At 41.6% G+C, this 17,287-nt stretch carries 17 protein-coding genes; 10 read left to right on the forward strand and 7 right to left on the reverse strand.

Annotated elements, in window-relative coordinates:
• Window positions 1-14: 14 nt before the first annotated feature.
• Genes rfbC through rffG form a run of 4 tightly spaced genes read right to left on the reverse strand, consistent with a single transcriptional unit; the run spans window position 15 to window position 3,428 of the window.
• Window positions 15-575: a dTDP-4-dehydrorhamnose 3,5-epimerase gene (rfbC, locus tag F0316_RS12985; RefSeq protein ID WP_102786270.1), complete on the reverse strand. Its 561-nt coding sequence runs from the start codon at window positions 573-575 to the stop codon at window positions 15-17.
• Window positions 575-1,465, reverse strand: a complete 891-nt coding sequence (rfbD, locus tag F0316_RS12990; RefSeq protein ID WP_102786269.1) for a dTDP-4-dehydrorhamnose reductase — start codon at window positions 1,463-1,465, stop codon at window positions 575-577. The genes rfbC and rfbD overlap by 1 nt, the downstream gene beginning before the upstream one ends.
• Window positions 1,462-2,340, reverse strand: coding sequence for a glucose-1-phosphate thymidylyltransferase RfbA (gene rfbA / locus F0316_RS12995; RefSeq protein WP_069212354.1), 879 nt, complete (start codon window positions 2,338-2,340; stop codon window positions 1,462-1,464). Before rfbA ends, rfbD begins: the two co-directional genes overlap by 4 nt.
• Window positions 2,341-2,363: 23 nt before the next feature.
• Window positions 2,364-3,428 (reverse strand): dTDP-glucose 4,6-dehydratase, encoded by a 1,065-nt coding sequence (rffG, locus tag F0316_RS13000; RefSeq protein ID WP_149560535.1) that lies wholly within the window; start codon window positions 3,426-3,428, stop codon window positions 2,364-2,366.
• Window positions 3,429-3,666: 238 nt separating this feature from the next.
• Here rffG and rfaD point away from each other — a divergent pair, with 238 nt between their 5' ends.
• The 7 genes from rfaD to waaA all read left to right on the forward strand — a co-directional run bounded on the left by rfaD (window position 3,667) and on the right by waaA (window position 11,700).
• Window positions 3,667-4,605 (forward strand): ADP-glyceromanno-heptose 6-epimerase, encoded by a 939-nt coding sequence (gene rfaD, locus F0316_RS13005; protein WP_000587803.1) that lies wholly within the window; start codon window positions 3,667-3,669, stop codon window positions 4,603-4,605.
• Between the two features lie 51 nt (window positions 4,606-4,656).
• Window positions 4,657-5,865, forward strand: a complete 1,209-nt coding sequence (locus F0316_RS13010; RefSeq protein ID WP_149560536.1) for an O-antigen ligase family protein — start codon at window positions 4,657-4,659, stop codon at window positions 5,863-5,865.
• Window positions 5,855-6,691, forward strand: coding sequence for a glycosyltransferase (locus tag F0316_RS13015; protein WP_102786267.1), 837 nt, complete (start codon window positions 5,855-5,857; stop codon window positions 6,689-6,691). The genes F0316_RS13010 and F0316_RS13015 overlap by 11 nt, the downstream gene beginning before the upstream one ends.
• 23 nt (window positions 6,692-6,714) lie before the next feature.
• Complete coding sequence (locus F0316_RS13020) at window positions 6,715-8,490, forward strand: polysaccharide deacetylase family protein (protein ID WP_102786266.1); 1,776 nt, start codon at window positions 6,715-6,717, stop codon at window positions 8,488-8,490.
• Between the two features lie 74 nt (window positions 8,491-8,564).
• The gene (gene waaF / locus F0316_RS13025; RefSeq protein WP_172626028.1) at window positions 8,565-9,623 is read left to right on the forward strand and encodes a lipopolysaccharide heptosyltransferase II; all 1,059 of its coding nucleotides are present in this window, start codon (window positions 8,565-8,567) and stop codon (window positions 9,621-9,623) included.
• 6 nt (window positions 9,624-9,629) lie between these two features.
• Entirely contained in the window at window positions 9,630-10,424 is a 795-nt protein-coding gene (locus F0316_RS13030; protein ID WP_102786264.1) for a glycosyltransferase family 32 protein, read from the forward strand.
• A 1-nt stretch (window position 10,425) separates the two neighbouring features.
• Window positions 10,426-11,700: a lipid IV(A) 3-deoxy-D-manno-octulosonic acid transferase gene (gene waaA / locus F0316_RS13035; RefSeq protein ID WP_114779740.1), complete on the forward strand. Its 1,275-nt coding sequence runs from the start codon at window positions 10,426-10,428 to the stop codon at window positions 11,698-11,700.
• On the opposite strand, the gene F0316_RS20015 is transcribed toward waaA, so the two are convergent.
• On the reverse strand, window positions 11,691-12,359 hold the full coding sequence (locus F0316_RS20015) for a GNAT family N-acetyltransferase (protein WP_001008589.1): 669 nt from the start codon (window positions 12,357-12,359) through the stop codon (window positions 11,691-11,693). The genes waaA and F0316_RS20015 overlap by 10 nt on opposite strands.
• A 71-nt stretch (window positions 12,360-12,430) precedes the next feature.
• On the opposite strand from F0316_RS20015, the gene rffA reads away from it, so the two are divergent.
• Together rffA and F0316_RS13050 are read left to right on the forward strand one after the other, a co-directional pair.
• A complete protein-coding gene (gene rffA, locus F0316_RS13045) occupies window positions 12,431-13,600 on the forward strand; it encodes a dTDP-4-amino-4,6-dideoxygalactose transaminase (RefSeq protein WP_000097740.1) in 1,170 nt (389 codons plus the stop codon).
• Entirely contained in the window at window positions 13,597-14,514 is a 918-nt protein-coding gene (locus F0316_RS13050; protein ID WP_000585024.1) for a hypothetical protein, read from the forward strand. The genes rffA and F0316_RS13050 overlap by 4 nt, the downstream gene beginning before the upstream one ends.
• 38 nt (window positions 14,515-14,552) lie before the next feature.
• Here F0316_RS13050 and F0316_RS13055 read toward each other — a convergent pair whose 3' ends face one another.
• Together F0316_RS13055 and F0316_RS13060 are read right to left on the reverse strand one after the other, a co-directional pair.
• Window positions 14,553-15,365, reverse strand: coding sequence for a glycosyltransferase (locus tag F0316_RS13055; protein ID WP_000910031.1), 813 nt, complete (start codon window positions 15,363-15,365; stop codon window positions 14,553-14,555).
• 9 nt (window positions 15,366-15,374) lie between these two features.
• Entirely contained in the window at window positions 15,375-16,079 is a 705-nt protein-coding gene (locus tag F0316_RS13060) for a 3-deoxy-D-manno-octulosonic acid kinase (protein WP_000616616.1), read from the reverse strand.
• Between the two features lie 133 nt (window positions 16,080-16,212).
• Between F0316_RS13060 and F0316_RS13065 the strand changes: the two genes are divergently transcribed.
• A complete protein-coding gene (locus F0316_RS13065) occupies window positions 16,213-17,280 on the forward strand; it encodes a glycosyltransferase family 9 protein (protein WP_172626029.1) in 1,068 nt (355 codons plus the stop codon).
• Window positions 17,281-17,287: the final 7 nt, after the last annotated feature.

Below are 17,287 nucleotides of genomic sequence, written 5' to 3' on the forward strand. Positions count from 1 at the left end.
CGTACTTTATGTTATTAGAAAATATTATAATTTAATTTTGGGACATCACTAAACATTTGACCATTTATGTCTTTTTCTGAAAGAAATGGTCTAACACTAACAGGCCACTCAATACCAATGTCCGGATCATCCCACAATAACGAATGCTCAGCTGTCGGGTTGTAATAATCCGTGCATTTATACACAAATTCCGCCTCATCACTGGTCACATAAAAACCATGCGCAAAACCCTCAGGCACCCAAAGCTGACGTTTGTTTTCCGCAGACAGATACACCCCCACCCACTTCCCAAAAGTCGGCGAGTCTTTACGAATGTCTACCGCGACATCAAACACTTCACCAGAAACCACACGCACTAATTTGCCTTGCGTGTTTTCCGTTTGGTAATGCAAACCTCGTAAAATCCCTTTTTTGGATTTTGAATGATTGTCTTGCACAAACTGGGTTGGCTTACCCGTTACCAACGCTTCAAAACGCTTTTGATTCCACGTTTCCATAAAGAATCCGCGTTCATCACCAAACACTGTTGGCTCAATGATTTTGACATCTGGAATGTCTGTCTCTATCACTTTCATTATTCTTTACTCTTATAGTCGATGAGATGGTTCAATGCAGCCTGCCAATCACTGGCAACTACACCGAAGTGTTGATAGATTTTCTGGGTGTCTAACCGAGAGTTAGCCGGTCTCTTCGCCGGAGTTGGGTACTCTTGCGTAGTGATTGCATTGACTTGCAAGGATTTATTCAATACCCCTTGGTCACGGGCTTTATCAAAAATGGTGCAAGCAAACTCATGCCAACTGACATGCGGTAATCCAGAAAAATGATATACACCAAAAGCGGTAGATTTCCCCTCCACAATCGCTTTCGCCATCATCAGTAGCGCGTTGGCAATATCTCCCGCATACGTCGGGCCACCACACTGGTCTGCTACCACGCCTAGGGCATCGCGTGTTTGTGCTAAACGCAGCATGGTTTTCACAAAGTTATTGCCATGCTCACCAAACACCCAAGCCGTGCGCAAGATAATGTGCCGAGGGCAGGCTTGAGCGACCGCGATTTCTCCCGCTAATTTGCTTTCGCCATACACGCCCTGTGGTGCGGTAGGGTCAGTTTCGAGATATGGATTCGGTTTATCACCGGAAAAGACATAGTCTGTCGAAATGTGCAGTATCGCAGCACCAACCTTATTTGCCGCTTGGGCTAGGTAGTGAGGGCCATCTCGGTTAATCGCGTAAGAGAGCTCAATCTCTTGCTCTGCACGGTCAACGGCGGTATGCGCCGCCGCATTGATGATGATGTTAGGCTTGAATTCGTTCACCACCGCATCCACTTGAGCGGGATGGGTGATATCCAGTTGGTCGCGGTCTACCGCTAAAAACTCAACCTCTTTCATGGTACTGAGCTGCTGGACTAAGCAGTGCCCCACTTGACCACGGCTGCCCGTCAATAGAACACGCATCATCCGTGGCGCTCCTCTTTGACTAATCTTTCCAAATACTGGCCATAGTCATTTTTAAGCATCGGCTTTGCGCACTCAAGAAGCTGCTCAGAGGTGAGCCAACCATTACGCCAAGCAATCTCTTCCAAACACGCTATCTTCAATCCTTGAATGTGCTGCACCGTTTCTACAAAGGAGGAAGCTTCATGCAAGCTTTCATGAGTGCCCGTATCTAGCCAAGCAAAACCACGGCCTAGTAGCTCGACATTGAGCGAGCCATCATTTAAGTACATTTCATTGAGCGTGGTGATTTCTAATTCACCACGCGCTGACGGCTTCACTTGCTTGGCAAGCTCTACCACTCGGTTGTCATAGAAATACAGTCCAGTGACCGCATAGTTTGACTTAGGTTTGGAGGGTTTCTCTTCAATGGAGATAGCACGCATCTGCTCATCAAACTCCACCACACCAAAACGCTCGGGGTCTTTGACTTGGTAACCAAATACGGTTGCACCGTGCTCACGCGATGCCGCATGGCGCAAAGTTTTACTGAACGATTGCCCATAGAAAATGTTATCGCCAAGCACAAGACAAACCGAGTCGTTACCAATGAACTCTTCACCAATTAAGAAGGCTTGCGCTAAACCATCAGGACTCGGCTGAATAGCATATTGAAGATGAATGCCAAAATCACGGCCATCGCCCAATAAGCGTTTAAAACTTTCGTTATCTTCAGGTGTGGTAATAATCAAAACGTCACGAATTCCCGCCAACATTAGTGTAGAAAGCGGATAGTAAATCATCGGTTTGTCGTAAATGGGGAGCAGCTGCTTTGATACGCCGCGGGTAATGGGATAGAGACGAGTGCCTGAGCCACCCGCTAAAATAATGCCTTTCATGCTATTGCCAACTTCATTGATTGTTATTGTCCGGTACCTAAACGCTCACGACTGTATGAGCCGTCCAACACTCGGCTCCACCATTCACGGTGATGTAAATACCACTCTACGGTTTTGCGAATACCGGATTCAAAGGTCTCTTCTGGCTTCCAACCCAGCTCTCGCTCGATTTTCGACGCATCAATCGCATAGCGAACATCATGCCCTGGGCGGTCTTTCACGTAAGTAATGAGGTCGGCGTAATGGGCAACACCCGCGGGCTTATTCGGTACCAACTCTTCAAGTAATGCACAGAGTGTGTTTACGACTTCAATATTGGCTTTTTCATTGTGTCCACCAATGTTGTAGGTTTCACCTACCTGACCTTCGGTCACCACTTTATACAGTGCTCGTGCGTGGTCTTCGACAAACAGCCAATCGCGAATTTGCATACCATCGCCATACACAGGCAGGGCTTTCCCTTCCAGTGCATTCAAAATCATCAATGGAATGAGCTTTTCTGGAAAATGATACGGGCCGTAGTTGTTTGAGCAGTTGGTGACTATAGTGGGTAAGCCATAAGTACGTAGCCAAGCGCGCACCAAGTGGTCACTGGATGCCTTAGACGCAGAATAAGGACTACTGGGTTCATAGGCGGTCGTTTCGGTAAAGAGGTCGTCCGTACCTTCTAAATCGCCATACACCTCATCGGTTGAAATGTGATGAAAACGAAACGCGGCTTTACGTTTACTCTCTAAATGGCTCCAGTAATGACGAGCCGCTTCGAGGAGGGTATAGGTGCCAATAATATTGGTTTCGATGAAGGCCGCTGGACCATCAATAGAGCGGTCAACATGAGATTCAGCCGCTAAGTGCATTACCACATCGGGTTGATGCTCTGCAAAGACACGGTCGAGCTCGGCACGGTCACAGATATCGATTTGCTCAAAAGCATAACGTTCGCTACCAGCCACTGACGCTAAAGATTCTAAATTGCCTGCATAAGTCAATTTATCTAAGTTCACGACACTGTCTTGAGTGCTCTGGATGATATGACGAACAACAGCAGAGCCAATAAAACCAGCTCCGCCTGTAACTAATATCTTCATTCTACGTCCATTTTTTGTTAGAGGCTTATTACGATACGTCTACATACACATTTACAGAAACGCTACCGCCCTTGGGTAATGCTCCCAATAGCGTGATCGACGAATTTTCATTGCACGAGTCTAAACCAAAACGCTGTGACGGGCGAGCTTTGGAAAGAGACGAGATAGATTTTGTGATTACAGCATTAGAATGACGGGCTATAATGCGTGCAACTGTTCGCATCTATAGGAATTCATAATGATTATCGTAACTGGCGGCGCTGGCATGATTGGCAGCAACATTATCAAAGCGCTTAATGAGCGTGGTATCACTGACATTCTGGTCGTCGATCATTTGAAAAATGGTCGTAAGTTCAAAAATCTGGTTGACCTACAGATCGCCGACTATATGGATCGAGATGACTTCCTAGCTCAGATCATGGCCGGTGATGATTTTGGGTCCATTGACGCCATTTTTCATGAGGGAGCTTGCTCTGCGACCACAGAGTGGGATGGTAAATATGTCATGCTCAACAACTATGAATACTCTAAAGAGCTGCTGCACTACTGCTTAGATCGTGAAATCCCCTTCCTGTATGCCTCTTCAGCAGCCACTTATGGCGAAACCGATACTTTTATTGAGGAACCGCAGTATGAAGGTGCACTCAACGTTTACGGCTATTCGAAGCAGCAATTTGATAACTATGTACGCCGTCTATGGTTAGATGCGAAACAACACGACGAAACCTTATCCCAAATAACGGGGTTTCGTTACTTCAACGTATACGGTCCTCGTGAGCAGCATAAAGGCTCGATGGCTTCGGTTGCCTTTCATTTGAACAATCAAATGAATGCGGGTGAAAACCCGAAACTGTTTGCTGGCAGTGAGCACTTCAAACGTGATTTCGTGTATGTCGGTGATGTCGCGGCTGTCAATTTGTGGTTTTTAGATCATGGCGTATCCGGCATTTTCAACTGTGGTACAGGTAAAGCGGAATCGTTCAACGAAGTGGCGAAAGCGGTGATCGCATTCCATGGTCGTGGCGAAGTCGAAACCATTCCATTCCCAGACCATCTTAAAGGTGCTTACCAAGAGTTTACCGAGGCTGACCTTACCAAACTTCGCGCTGCTGGCTGTGATGTACAGTTCAAAACAGTGGCTGAAGGTGTCGCTGAATATATGGCGCTGATTAATTAATATACTGCAAAGGAGGTTTTCTTCCTTTGCTTCTTAATGATGATTAATTTAATGAGCTTATCACTTATATACTTTATGCCTATATCACTACTATTCCTATCTTTAGGTTTTTCTAAGGCTGGAATAAATATTGGTATTGCATCAATTCTACTTATCTTCATTTATCAATTAACCAGATATTCTAAACTTTTAAAAAAATCATTTGGAATTATTGAAAAACTATCAATATCTCTATTTTTAACGGGTCTGATAGTTTCAATCTTAACAAACTTTGATATAGGTGAAATGTTCAGCTTCTTAAAAAAAGGAATTATTTTTCTTTTATTCCCAACAATAATCCATCTGGTAAGAAATAATGTAAAATTAAATATATCATTATTTTATTTTGGTATCCTAGCTGCTATATGCCATTCACTATCATTCTGGTTTGATATTGGCATTAACAATTGGAATGGTGAAAGAATAGGAAGCTTCTGGGATGTAGGTCGATGGGGGGAAATATTAGCATATTCAATAATATTCACTCTCCCATTTCTATTGGATCGCGACTCATCAAAACTGTTTAAGTTGCTTTTTATATTATTCATTTCCTCGTCAGTCATTTGTTTAATATTATCCGGTAGTCGAGCTCCGATTCTTGCTATAGCTATATCGAGCTTTATACTTATCTTATTCACTCGACCAAAGGTCTTGTTATTTAGTTTCTTTTTATTATGTTTACTATTTTTTAGTCTACAGAAAACGGATTTTGGTGTCACAGCACAAAAAAGATTAGAAAGTATAACTAACACGACGAGTGACGCTTCAAACATTTCACGTATCACAATGTGGCAATCAGGACTAGATTTTTTAAAATTTAAATTTAATCATCAGCCTGAGGACATTATCTTAGGCAGTGGCCTGCTCCATTTTAATGATGAATTTTATAAATTCATGAGTGAAAATTATGATATTGAAGAAATAAAATTAAAAACCATGAATAATTTTTCTTTTTCTGACTCCCATAATTCTTATATAGACATCTTAAATAAACTTGGTTTCTTCTATTTATTATTATATATATCACTTCTAACCTCAATTATATTGCACTTACTAAAAGAAGCACCTACTCCATGGACCCAAGCGGGCATTAGTTTAATATTAACACATTTAATAATGTCATTTTTTTATACCAGTTATCTAGAGTATCAGACAATTGTCTTATTCTCTTTATTGGCACTATGTCTATCAAAAAAGAGAGGAATGACTGATGAGCACTAAATACAAAGCATCATTGATAATTTCATTTTACAATAACATAGATGCGTTGAGATGCATATTTAATGCTTTAACTCCACAATATAAGCACAACCTTTTTGAAGTCATTATTGCAGACGATGGTTCGAAAGAGGAATGTGCAGAAGATATTAAAAAAATTCAAGATAACAGTCCAATTCCGATTATTCATATTCGACATGATGATATCGGATTTAGAAAAAACCGCATATTAAACAAAGCGGTTTCTTTAACATCAAGTCCGTACTTGATTTTTATCGATGGAGACTGCATCCCTCAAGAGAACTTCGTTGAAGATCATATTAATAACAGTTCTAAAAACACGATATTAAATGGAAGAAGAGTCGATCTCGCTGAAATCTACAGAACCCAATTATATTCATGTGACAACCCTCATAAATTTTTCAAAGAAAATTTTCTCTCTATTTTCATCAACTACTTAATCGGAAAAGGCAAAAACATAGAAAAAGGAATTCGGATACAAAACCCTTATATTTTTCATATACTAAATAACAAAAACAAAGGTATTGTTGGATGTAACTTTTCGCTCAATAAAGAAGATTTCCTATCCGTAAATGGCTTCGACAACCGATATGAATACCCATGCATAGGTGAAGATACAGACATTGAATATCGGCTTGTTGCAACGGGGAAATGTATCAAAAACATTTTTCATCAAGCAGTTATATTGCATGTAATTCATCAAGAGCTTCCTCGATTACAGCAATCGATGGATCTTTTCGAAGAAACAAAAATCAAGAAACAGTTCGTTGCAATCAATGGCTACAAAGAAGCATTTATAGAAAAATAAATAACATAAGGAACTATCGAATCATGAACATTCTAATGGCCCTATCCCAACTCGAAGTAACGGGAGCCGAGGTGTATGCCACTAGTGTAGGTAATGAGCTCACTCGACGTGGCCATCAGGTATTTTATGTTTCCGATACGCTCACCAAAGCTCACGATGGCCTGTTTTTTAAACTGCGCTTTAATAAACGCAGCATCCCGCGGCGCTTTTGGCATGTCGCCTATCTGGTTTACCTGATCAAGAAACATCAGATCCAGTTAGTCCATGCTCACTCACGAGCATCAAGCTGGAGTTGCCATATTGCCTGCCGTTTGACTAATACTCCAATGGTGACCACAGTACATGGTCGCCAACCGGTACATGCTTCGCGCAAAAAATTCCATGCAATGGGAGATAAAGCGCTCCCAGTTTGCGAGGCAATACGAGAGCAATTAATCAAAGATCTCGATGTGGCAGCGAGCCAACTGCACGTAAGCCGTAATGGGATAGAAACAAGTACCTTTAAACGTAGCGCTGCACCCAATAATCCTAAACCGGTTATCTCTATCATTGGTCGACTCAGTGGCCCTAAAGGTGAACTTTGCTATAGGTTGCTGACAGAGTGTTTAGACCTCGACCGCTACCAAGTACAAGTGATCACTGGAACACCATTGACCGAGCGTTTTAGCGCACTGCAAGATAAAGTCTCATTTCCCGGCTACAGCGCTAACGTTGAACAGATCATGGCTCAATCAGATTTGGTGATTGGTGCAGGACGAGTCGCGATGGAGGCACTCCTATGTGGCCGACCGACCCTTGCGATTGGTGAAGCAAGCTGCGTGGGGATTATCGAACTGGATAATCTAAACCAAGCCATGGCAACCAATTTTGGCGACATTGGTCCACACGATCTGGCGATAGATTTCCAGCAGATCCCCGCTTTGATTGAGCAAGGCCTAAGTCAACCACACTGCGCTCAAGAGATCACTGAACAGATCAAGCTTAACTATGATTTACAAGTGACTGTCGATGACCTTGAAAGCCTTTATCAGACGGTTTATGTCAACAAGTTACAACGAGAAGTACCCATCATCATGTACCACCGCTTTATTCGTGATGACAGCGAAAAAGGTGTACATGGTACTTATTTGCATGTTCAGCAGCTTGAGAAACATTTTCAGTTGCTTAAAAAAATGGGCTTTGAAACTCTGACCTTCAAAGATCTCTCTGAGAAGGGATTTATTCATCGCTTACAACCAGGTAAGCGTTTTATCATTATGACCGTAGATGATGGCTATCGCGACAACTATGAATTGTTGCTGCCGCTGCTCAAAAAGTATCAATTTAAAGCCGTGGTGTATGTGGTAACTGGCGAGAATTTTAATCGCTGGGATGTCGAAGTGAGTGACAACCCAGAAAAAGTAGTCCCTTTGATGTCACCGGAGCAAGTTAAAGCGTTACATGACTCTGGATTAGTAGAGATTGGTGGTCATACGATGACTCATCCCTTTTTGAGTAAGCTCAGTGAATCGGAACAACGCGAAGAGATATTGCGCAACAAACTCGAACTTGAAGCGCTAATCGGAGAGCCACTGACCTCCTTTGCTTATCCTTATGGTGACCATGATGCAACCTCTAAACAACTGGCTCAGGATCTGGGTTACCCATTTGCCGTAGCGACCAACAGTGGTCCACTTTTGATGCATCAAGATCCCTATCAAATTCGTCGGATTGCGATTTTTCCAAGAACCGACACTTTTGGTCTGTGGCGAAAAGTGAAAGGGAATTACCTTTTCAAGAAGACAAAAAATAGACAGTAAGTTTATCCTATGCCTAACAAAACTCGACTTGTCTCTGGTTTAATATTTAGAAAATACAAAAAATAGACTGGATTATGACTTTCTTAATAATAGGCCCTTCTTGGGTCGGCGATATGGTGATGTCACATAGCTTATACCAACGCCTAAAGCAGCTACACCCTAACGCGCAGATTGATGTTTTAGCGCCAGCTTGGTGCAAACCGATTTTAGAACGCATGCCCGAAGTCAATCAGGCGATTGAAATGACGATCGGACACGGCGCATTCAACTTACTAGGGCGTCGGGCTATTGGCCATGAGCTACGAGACAAACACTACACTCAGGCTTATGTGCTACCCAATTCAGCAAAATCTGCTCTGATTCCGGTATTCGCCAAAATCCCACGCCGTACAGGCTGGAAAGGTGAATTTCGTTATGGATTGCTTAATGACTTACGTCCGGATAAACGTGTCTTTCAATACATGGTTGAAAGGTACGTCGCATTGGCTCATCCAAAAGCGACAATGCGAGCAGACGTTTCATTGGAACACTGTCCAAGACCAAAACTCACCGTTGACCATAAAGCGCAGCAGACGGCGCGTCAGCGACTCGGCTTAGATTCAACGCGGCCAATTATCGGTCTTTGTCCTGGTGCTGAGTTTGGCCCAGCCAAACGCTGGCCCGATCACTATTATGCCGAAGTCGCTCGTTATGTGATTGAAAAAGGTTTTCAGGTGTGGTTGTTTGGCTCAGCGAAAGATCATCCGGTCACAACCCAAATACAACAAGCATTAAGCTCAGAGCAACAAGCATACTGTGCCAACCTTGCTGGAGAAACCTCGTTAATTGAAGCAGTTGACTTGCTTGCTGCTTGTCATACGGTGGTGAGTAATGACTCAGGATTAATGCATGTTTCTGCAGCAGTCGGGTGTAATATTGTCGCCATTTACGGCTCTAGCTCCCCCAAATACACGCCACCACTGACCGATAAACTGGCAATGGTGCATACAGATATTGAGTGTCGCCCTTGCTTTAAACGAGAATGCCCGCTAGGCCATATGGATTGCCTCAATTCTCTATTGCCTTCTCGTGTCATTGAAGCGCTAAACCTATTCGTGCCCGATGCGAAATCGGCACTCGCTAATGAGATATAAACACTTATGAACAACACCGCTAAAGTGATCGCCAACCGACTGATTCGTCTGACTGGCAACCTATTTAAAATGCTCTCTTACCCATTTCATTGGGCGTTTCCAAAGCTGCGTTTTACGATTCCCGCTTATTCACCAGCCAAACTAAAAATGCGCGCTAATGCCACCATTCCGCGCACTATTTGGCAAACCAACTTCACCGATCAAGCTTCACTACCGGTTTACCTTAACTATCTGTTTAACCGCCTGATGTCGCTCAACTGTGACTATCGTTATGTGAGTACCGAAGCGCGTGGTGAGTTCTTAAAAGAACATGCATCACCAGAAGTTTATGACGCTTATTCACGCCTCACGAACGGTGCAGCCCAAGCCGATTTATGGCGTTTAGTGGTACTTAATACCTATGGTGGAGTGTATATGGATATTGATGCCACGCTAGTATGGCCACTTGATAAACTCATCGGTGATGAGCAAAAAGCTATTTATATAAAAATTGATAACAATACTCGCTTTACGAACTATTTTATTGCCTCCGCCCCTAATAATAGTGTCCTAAACAAAGCTATTGAAAAAGTTATACATAATATTGATAACTATGAACCTAAAATGGGGGTTTATTATTCGACAGGACCAGGCGTATTTGATGAATTATTAAAAGATAGAACAGATCTCTGCACAAAAGATAGAAAATACGTTTGCATTCAAGGTAGTTTTACTAACGAACATTTTCAATATATAGATCGCCCTCGTTCAAAATGGACTCACATTAAGCCAGATGATTTGGTTAAAAAAAAGGAACAATAGCGTGTTAATCCGTGGCCTCTATACCTTGCTACTGACCATCATTTGTCCCATTTTAATGTGGGGTTTATATAGAAAGCAACAAGGGAAACCTTGCGTTGGCTCACGATGGAAAGAGCACTTTGGCTTCACTCCGCCACTTAAAGATACGAAGTCGCCTATTTGGATCCATGCTGTATCTGTTGGAGAAACAATTGCAGTTTCTCCACTGATAAAAAACCTGAAATCACAGTATCCTGACCAGTCCATCGTTATTACCACTACAACTCCGACCGGTGCCGAACAAGCGGCTAAACTCCAAGATATTGCTGAACATCGCTACATGCCTTTCGACTTCCCATTTGCCATACGTGGTTTTATCAATTCCATAAATCCTAGCCAGCTACTTATCATGGAAACTGAACTTTGGCCAAATACACTACATACTGTAGCCAGAGCAGGAATCCCTATTACTGTAATTAATGCTCGTCTCTCTGAACGCTCTTGCCAACGATACGCAAGAGTCCAGCCCATATTTAATTTACTCGCGAAAAGCTTAACTCAAGTTTTATGTCAGTACCCGGATGATGCTGAACGCTTTATTAAACTAGGGGTAGAAAAAGAAAAAGTTTCTATCACAGGATCGATTAAGTTCGATATAGAGATTACCTCAAAAATAAAAGAGCAAGGTCAAACGTTACGAAATCAACTTGGTGATAACCGTCCTATCTGGATAGCTGCAAGTACACATAATGGTGAAGACGAACAAATACTTCATGCTCATCGTGAAGTATTAAAAGAGTACCCTAATGCACTACTGATATTGGTCCCTCGACATCCGGAAAGATTTAGCGATGTATTTAATTTATCCCAGCGGATGTTCAATACAGCTCGCAGAACTAACCAAAATAATCGACAGTTGGATAAAGCCTTTCAGGTTTACTTAGGAGATACCATGGGTGAGATGCTGATCCTTATGGAGGCATCTGATGTATGCTTTATAGGTGGGAGTTTATTAGGTGATAAGGTTGGAGGCCATAATTTACTGGAACCAGCTGCTTTATCAAAGCCAATCATAACAGGGCCGAGCTATTACAATTTTTTAGAGATAGCCAAAAGACTTAAAGAAAATAATGCAATTTTAGTAATTCAGTCCTCAAAAGAACTCTCTCAATCCGTAATATCTCTTTTTTCTGATATATCTTACCGTGAAGTATCAGGGAAAAATGCTTACTATGTATTTTCAGAATCATCTGGCTCTATCCAAAATACTATAGATAAGATAATACATCACTTATAGAACCAATAAGCTGTCTTCTGTAAAGAATAACCTGATTTTATGTAGAGATTCATCGCTTTAATATTACTCAGTTGCGTTGCAACAGTTAGGTGCTTACATCCATGCTCAAAAGCATAAGACTCAGCACATTCAATTAAAGCCTTACCTAAGCCAAGGGTTTGATATTCAGGTAATACACCAATAAGACCAATTGATGCATGCTCTCCTTCAACTCTCACTGTTACAAAACCAGCAATCTTTGTATCTACTCGTTTAACCATGCATAGGTCATCAAACTGACTTAAAACCGCTTTTCTGAGCCACTCTCTATAAAAGCTGTCTTTTTCTTCTTCAGTAAACCATGGAGCTTTAAAACGACTCGATAGATATAAGCCATCTGTAAGATTTCTTAACGTTGGTAAGTCATTGACACCCAAACGTTCTACTCCGGTTAAAATATTTACCTGCCGAAGCGGTTTTAAAAATAGAGCCTCTCCCTCACACAGAGTAAACCCAGCTTGATTTAAAATACGTATCTTATCCTCTTCTGTAGAGGATACCTTCGTTGTGATTAAGTCTAGTCTCCTACTCTCACTGCAACTAGGCTCACCTGACCAACTGACATCGCCGATCTGTCTTGAGAAAAAATCACTATCCCAATGTCTTAACTCAAAATTCATAAACACTATTTCTCAACAATCATTTGGGGTAAATTATATCGCACTATACACTCGAAACTTAAGAGTTCACTATGTCTAGCAATATGCATTTTATCCCATTTAACAAACCACCTGTGACTGGCAATGAACTAAAATATATTTCTCAAGCTGTTTCTGGTGATAAGTTATCTGGGGATGGACCATTCGCAAAACAATGTGAGGTATGGCTTGAAAAGCATACTCAAACAAAAAAAGCTTTACTCACACCTTCTTGCACTCATGCACTCGAGCTTGCTGCTTTACTGATTGATATTCAAGCTGGTGATGAAGTGATTATGCCAAGCTTTACTTTCGTTAGTACTGCAAATGCATTTGTCCTACGTGGAGCCAAAATTGTCTTTGTCGATATTCGCCCAGACACTATGAACATTGATGAAACCAAAATTGAATCAGCCATTACCGCTAGAACAAAAGCGATAGTACCAGTCCACTACGCAGGAGTAAGCTGTGATATGGGTACAATAATGGCAATCGCGAATAAGTATAAACTATTTGTTATAGAAGATGCCGCACAAGGGATGATGTCTACATATAAAGAGCAACCTTTGGGCTCTATTGGTCATATGGCCGCATTTAGTTTTCATGAGACAAAAAACTACACGTCTGGAGGAGAAGGAGGCGCACTCCTGATTAACGACCAACGTTTTATTCAACGTGCAGAAATTTTGCGAGAGAAAGGAACTAACAGAAGTTTATTTTTCAAAGGTATGGTGGATAAATACACATGGGTTGATATAGGTAGCAGCATGCTGCCAAGCGAAATACAAGCGGCATATCTGTATGCTCAAATGGAGCAGGCTGTAGAAATCAATCATACTCGCCTCAATATTTGGAACAGCTATCTAAATGCCTTTTCTAAATATCAAGAGTCTGGCGTAATCGAACTCCCATCAATCCCGGCAAACTGTCAACACAATGCTCATATGTTTTACATAAAACTACATAATGTTAATATAAGAGATAAATTTATTATTCATATGAAGAATAATAGTATTCTGACGGTATTTCATTATTTACCTCTACATAGCACAGTAGCGGGAAGAAAATTTAGCTATTTTCATGGTGAAGATATCCACACAACAAAAGAAAGTGAGAAATTAGTTAGACTCCCGCTATACTTTAATCTTAAAGAAGAAGATATGAATCGAATAATTGATATAGCATGTGATTTTTTAGACAGTTATTCTGGTAATAAAAAATGATTATACTCGTTTATTCGCAGAATTTTGATAGCAAAAATGGTGGGGTAGTTGTTCTACATCGCTTAGTACATCTAATTAATACAACTACAGAACATCAAGCCTTTTTAGTGCCGAATAGCTTAAATCTTAATGTTGGAAAATATTCCATATTAGGTATAAAAAATAGTATAAAACATTATAGAAAAACAAAGAATTATACAATCAAGCCACAGTGGAAAACTCCCGTTCTAAATTCTTTGCAAGATATAAATTTATCTGAGGCGATTGTTGTTTATCCTGAAATAGTCTCTAACAATCCACTAAATGCAAAAAATGTTGTTAGATGGTTACTTCACCAACCAGCCCATTTTAGTGGAAAGATAAACTATGGTGAAAATGAATTAATCATTAAGTTTAATTCAGCTATCAAAGATTTCTCATTACCAAATTCAAAAACATCTGAAAATGAGTTAAAAGTAATCTATTACCCAACAGACCTATATAACGAAGAAGGAGCTCTGCCATATACAGATAGAACTTTAACTTGTCATGCTATCCGCAAAGGAAAAAATAAGACTAAAGTTCATCCTGAAGACTCAATTCTAATTGATTCTTTAAGCCATGAAGAAGTAGCAGTTTTATTTAAAAAGGCCAAACGTTTTATTAGCTATGACGACTACACTGCTTATTCTATTTTCGCAAATCTATGTGGATGCGAATCTATCGTAGTACCAGATCCACACACTAGCATTGAACAATGGTATCCAAACATAACTGATCGTTATGGTATAGCTTATGGCTTTAGTAAAGAGCAACTACAGTGGGCAAGAGATACTCAACACTTCGTAAAAGAACATGTAAAAAATGAACATCGTCGTTCAGAAGAGTGTGTAAAAAATTTTATAGAAGAAGCTATGGATTACTTTAAATTATAAGGATATGGTAAAAGTACACCTACTTTTACCATTCACTCCTATAAATATTGGTCGATTCCCTTCTTGCAATAATATATTCCATTTTCGATATTTTTTTTTGTTATCTCTTTATTTACATCAGCAAGTGAACGGCGAGCAGGATGGTCAAGATGATATACTGGTGAGAGAAACTTTATATTTCGCATCTCTAATCCTATTGCCATCATTCTGTGACTTAAATCATCATCTTCGGCACCAACCCCTGGTAGTTCTTCGTTATATCCATTGACTAATTTGAAATCATGAACAAAACATGAAAAATTGCATCCGACCAAGTTAAGATATTTCTTTTTATACATTTTATGCAATAAAGGATTGATTAAACCAACCTCATAATTACGAATGTTATCTTTATGCAAAGAGACTATTTTAAATAGATAATTTAGTGGATTTTGCAGATTGCCAATTTTATTGGGCTCTTGACGTACTAATTTAGAGTATCTTTCTCCTAAAAAGACTCGACGACCAATCAGTACACTACCCTTATTACTTTGCTCTAAATGAATTTCGACATGTTTAAAGTGTGGAATACAGTCACCATCCAAGAAAATTACATAATCAGATTTTGCTTGTGCAACTGCTTTATTTACAGCGGTCATCTTACGCCAGCCGATATCCTCTTGAGTAATATGTACAATTTGAAGATCAGTGTAAGGCATAGAATTCAAAAAGTTGGCGACCTGAGGATCATCTCCATCTTCTGCAATGATTACCTCAAATTCAGAAATAGACTGTTTACTAAGTGCATATAGTATCGAGTTTAATGCCTCGACATCTTTGTACATTGACACAATAACGGAAGCTTTTAACATTTTTTTACTCTATTGCAGGGCTGTATTACACAGTATATCAACACTACCTAACTCGATGATGATATTACTTTGAACTATCTCTTTCTCAAACGACCTCTTCAATCGTTTGAGATTTCCTTGTTTCCAACTATGACCTGATTGCACATAACACTTATCAAAATCAATAATCCATACCTTCTCTTGGTCATCAATCAAGATGTTATGAATATTAAGATCGGTGTGGTTGACTTGCGCATCGTGCATTTTGCGGATCTCACGGCCGATTTTACGATAGAGTTCATCGCTGATCGGGCTTTCTTGCAAGATACTCACCAGATCGCGGGCATTCGGCACTTTTTCACTTAAGAGATCGGCTTTATACAGCAGCCCGTGTTTTTGTACGCGAGCGGCAATCGGGCGCGGCACGTTAACGCCAGCATCGCGCAAGTGATTGAGCAGCATAAATTCTTGATAGCTGCGAGTCTTTTCCCAACCGGTAAACCCGTAAGAATCGGCCACTAGTTTGCCAAACAAACCACCGCGGCGGTAATGACGCAACGCACCTTGTGTCTGTTGCAACTGTACAAACCACGTAGTGCCTCGTCCTGTCGCGCTGCCGAGCACTTTACCATTTTGCTGCCAAAACTCGGGGTTACAGCATTGACTTGGGTCTTCATGCAAAAGCGCGTCGTCAAACCAAACTTTCTGCTGCGCGTCGTTGAACGTCTGTATCAAGGGGCGATTCCTATCGTTATCCGGTAGTTTTGCAGTTTTGCTCTGCATCTGGCGTGCTGCATTTTACATTTTCTGGTCAGCTCTGCATAATTCTGGCTCAATTATCGAATAGTTTTATCGAATAGGCTTGGCTATGGCATTGTTTCAATCAGCCCCACACTCCCTCTGTATCCTGCGTTTATCGGCGATTGGTGATGTCTGTAATACGATAGCTGCCGTACAAGCGATTCAACGCCAATGGCCGCAAACACGCATCACTTGGGTGACGGGTAAACTGGAAGCAGAACTTATCCAATCTCTGCCCGATATTCAGGTCATCGTGTTTGATAAAAAACTCGGATGGCGTGCTTATACTCAGCTTTGGCAGCAATTAAAGTCTGAGCGTTTTGATGCGCTGCTGCACATGCAGTACGCTTTTCGCGCCAGCATTGCAACATTGGGGATCAAAGCGCGCTATAAACTGGGTTTTGATGCGGCGCGCAGCCAAGATTTTCAAACTTGGTTTACCAATGTCAAAGTTCCCTCACCGGACAAAATGCACGTCTTAGATGGCTTATTGGCGTTTGTTGAGCACTTAGGTATTCGCGATATTGAACCCAAGTGGTCACTCACCTGCCAGCCTGACGATCAGGCATGGGCTGAAGCACAGTTTCAGCCCAAGCAACCTCGCTTAGTTGTGGTGCCCGGAGCAAGCAAAGCTTATAAGAATTGGACAGCAGAGGGCTACGCGGCGGTCATTGAACATGCCCAACAGCAAGGCTGGCAAGTGATCTTGGCCGGAAGCCCAGCACCAGTCGAGCGCGATCTGGCCGCGCAAGTGGAGCAAGCACTCGCTCACCCCGTCTTAAACTTGGTGGGAAAAAGCACGCTGCAACAGATGCTCGCACTGATCGCAAAGGCAGATTTGGTGATCGCCCCCGATACCGGACCAGCGCATATGGCTAATGCCATGCATACACCAATTATTGGTCTCTACGCTCACCATAATCCTGAGCGCACAGGTCCATACCATTATCGCCACTATGTCGTGTCCGCTTACCAAGAAGCTTTACTCGCGGAAACCGGTAAAACGCCGCAACAGGTTGATTGGCGCACGCGGGTTAAAGACCCCAATGCGATGCAGCGCATCACCGCGCAACAAGTGATTGCGATGTTTGAGCGTGCCGCTGCTGACATCATGGCCACACGGGTGAACGATTGATACACCT

The organism is Vibrio cholerae, assembly GCF_008369605.1.
In the GTDB taxonomy this organism is placed as follows: Bacteria; Pseudomonadota; Gammaproteobacteria; order Enterobacterales; family Vibrionaceae; genus Vibrio; species Vibrio cholerae.

Bases quoted from the DNA above. Each gene is read 5' to 3' on its own strand.
- F0316_RS13010 (WP_149560536.1), top strand. From the start codon at position 4,657: ATGAGCTTATCACTTATATACTTTATGCCTATATCACTACTATTCCTA.
- rfaD (WP_000587803.1), top strand. From the start codon at position 3,667: ATGATTATCGTAACTGGCGGCGCTGGCATGATTGGCAGCAACATTATC.
- rfbC (WP_102786270.1), bottom strand. From the start codon at position 575: ATGAAAGTGATAGAGACAGACATTCCAGATGTCAAAATCATTGAGCCA.
- F0316_RS13055 (WP_000910031.1), bottom strand. From the start codon at position 15,365: ATGTTAAAAGCTTCCGTTATTGTGTCAATGTACAAAGATGTCGAGGCA.
- rfbD (WP_102786269.1), bottom strand. From the start codon at position 1,465: ATGATGCGTGTTCTATTGACGGGCAGCCGTGGTCAAGTGGGGCACTGC.
- F0316_RS13030 (WP_102786264.1), top strand. From the start codon at position 9,630: ATGAACAACACCGCTAAAGTGATCGCCAACCGACTGATTCGTCTGACT.
- rfbA (WP_069212354.1), bottom strand. From the start codon at position 2,340: ATGAAAGGCATTATTTTAGCGGGTGGCTCAGGCACTCGTCTCTATCCC.
- F0316_RS13015 (WP_102786267.1), top strand. From the start codon at position 5,855: ATGAGCACTAAATACAAAGCATCATTGATAATTTCATTTTACAATAAC.
- rffA (WP_000097740.1), top strand. From the start codon at position 12,431: ATGTCTAGCAATATGCATTTTATCCCATTTAACAAACCACCTGTGACT.
- rffG (WP_149560535.1), bottom strand. From the start codon at position 3,428: ATGAAGATATTAGTTACAGGCGGAGCTGGTTTTATTGGCTCTGCTGTT.
- F0316_RS20015 (WP_001008589.1), bottom strand. From the start codon at position 12,359: ATGAATTTTGAGTTAAGACATTGGGATAGTGATTTTTTCTCAAGACAG.
- waaF (WP_172626028.1), top strand. From the start codon at position 8,565: ATGACTTTCTTAATAATAGGCCCTTCTTGGGTCGGCGATATGGTGATG.
- F0316_RS13065 (WP_172626029.1), top strand. From the start codon at position 16,213: ATGGCATTGTTTCAATCAGCCCCACACTCCCTCTGTATCCTGCGTTTA.
- F0316_RS13050 (WP_000585024.1), top strand. From the start codon at position 13,597: ATGATTATACTCGTTTATTCGCAGAATTTTGATAGCAAAAATGGTGGG.
- F0316_RS13020 (WP_102786266.1), top strand. From the start codon at position 6,715: ATGAACATTCTAATGGCCCTATCCCAACTCGAAGTAACGGGAGCCGAG.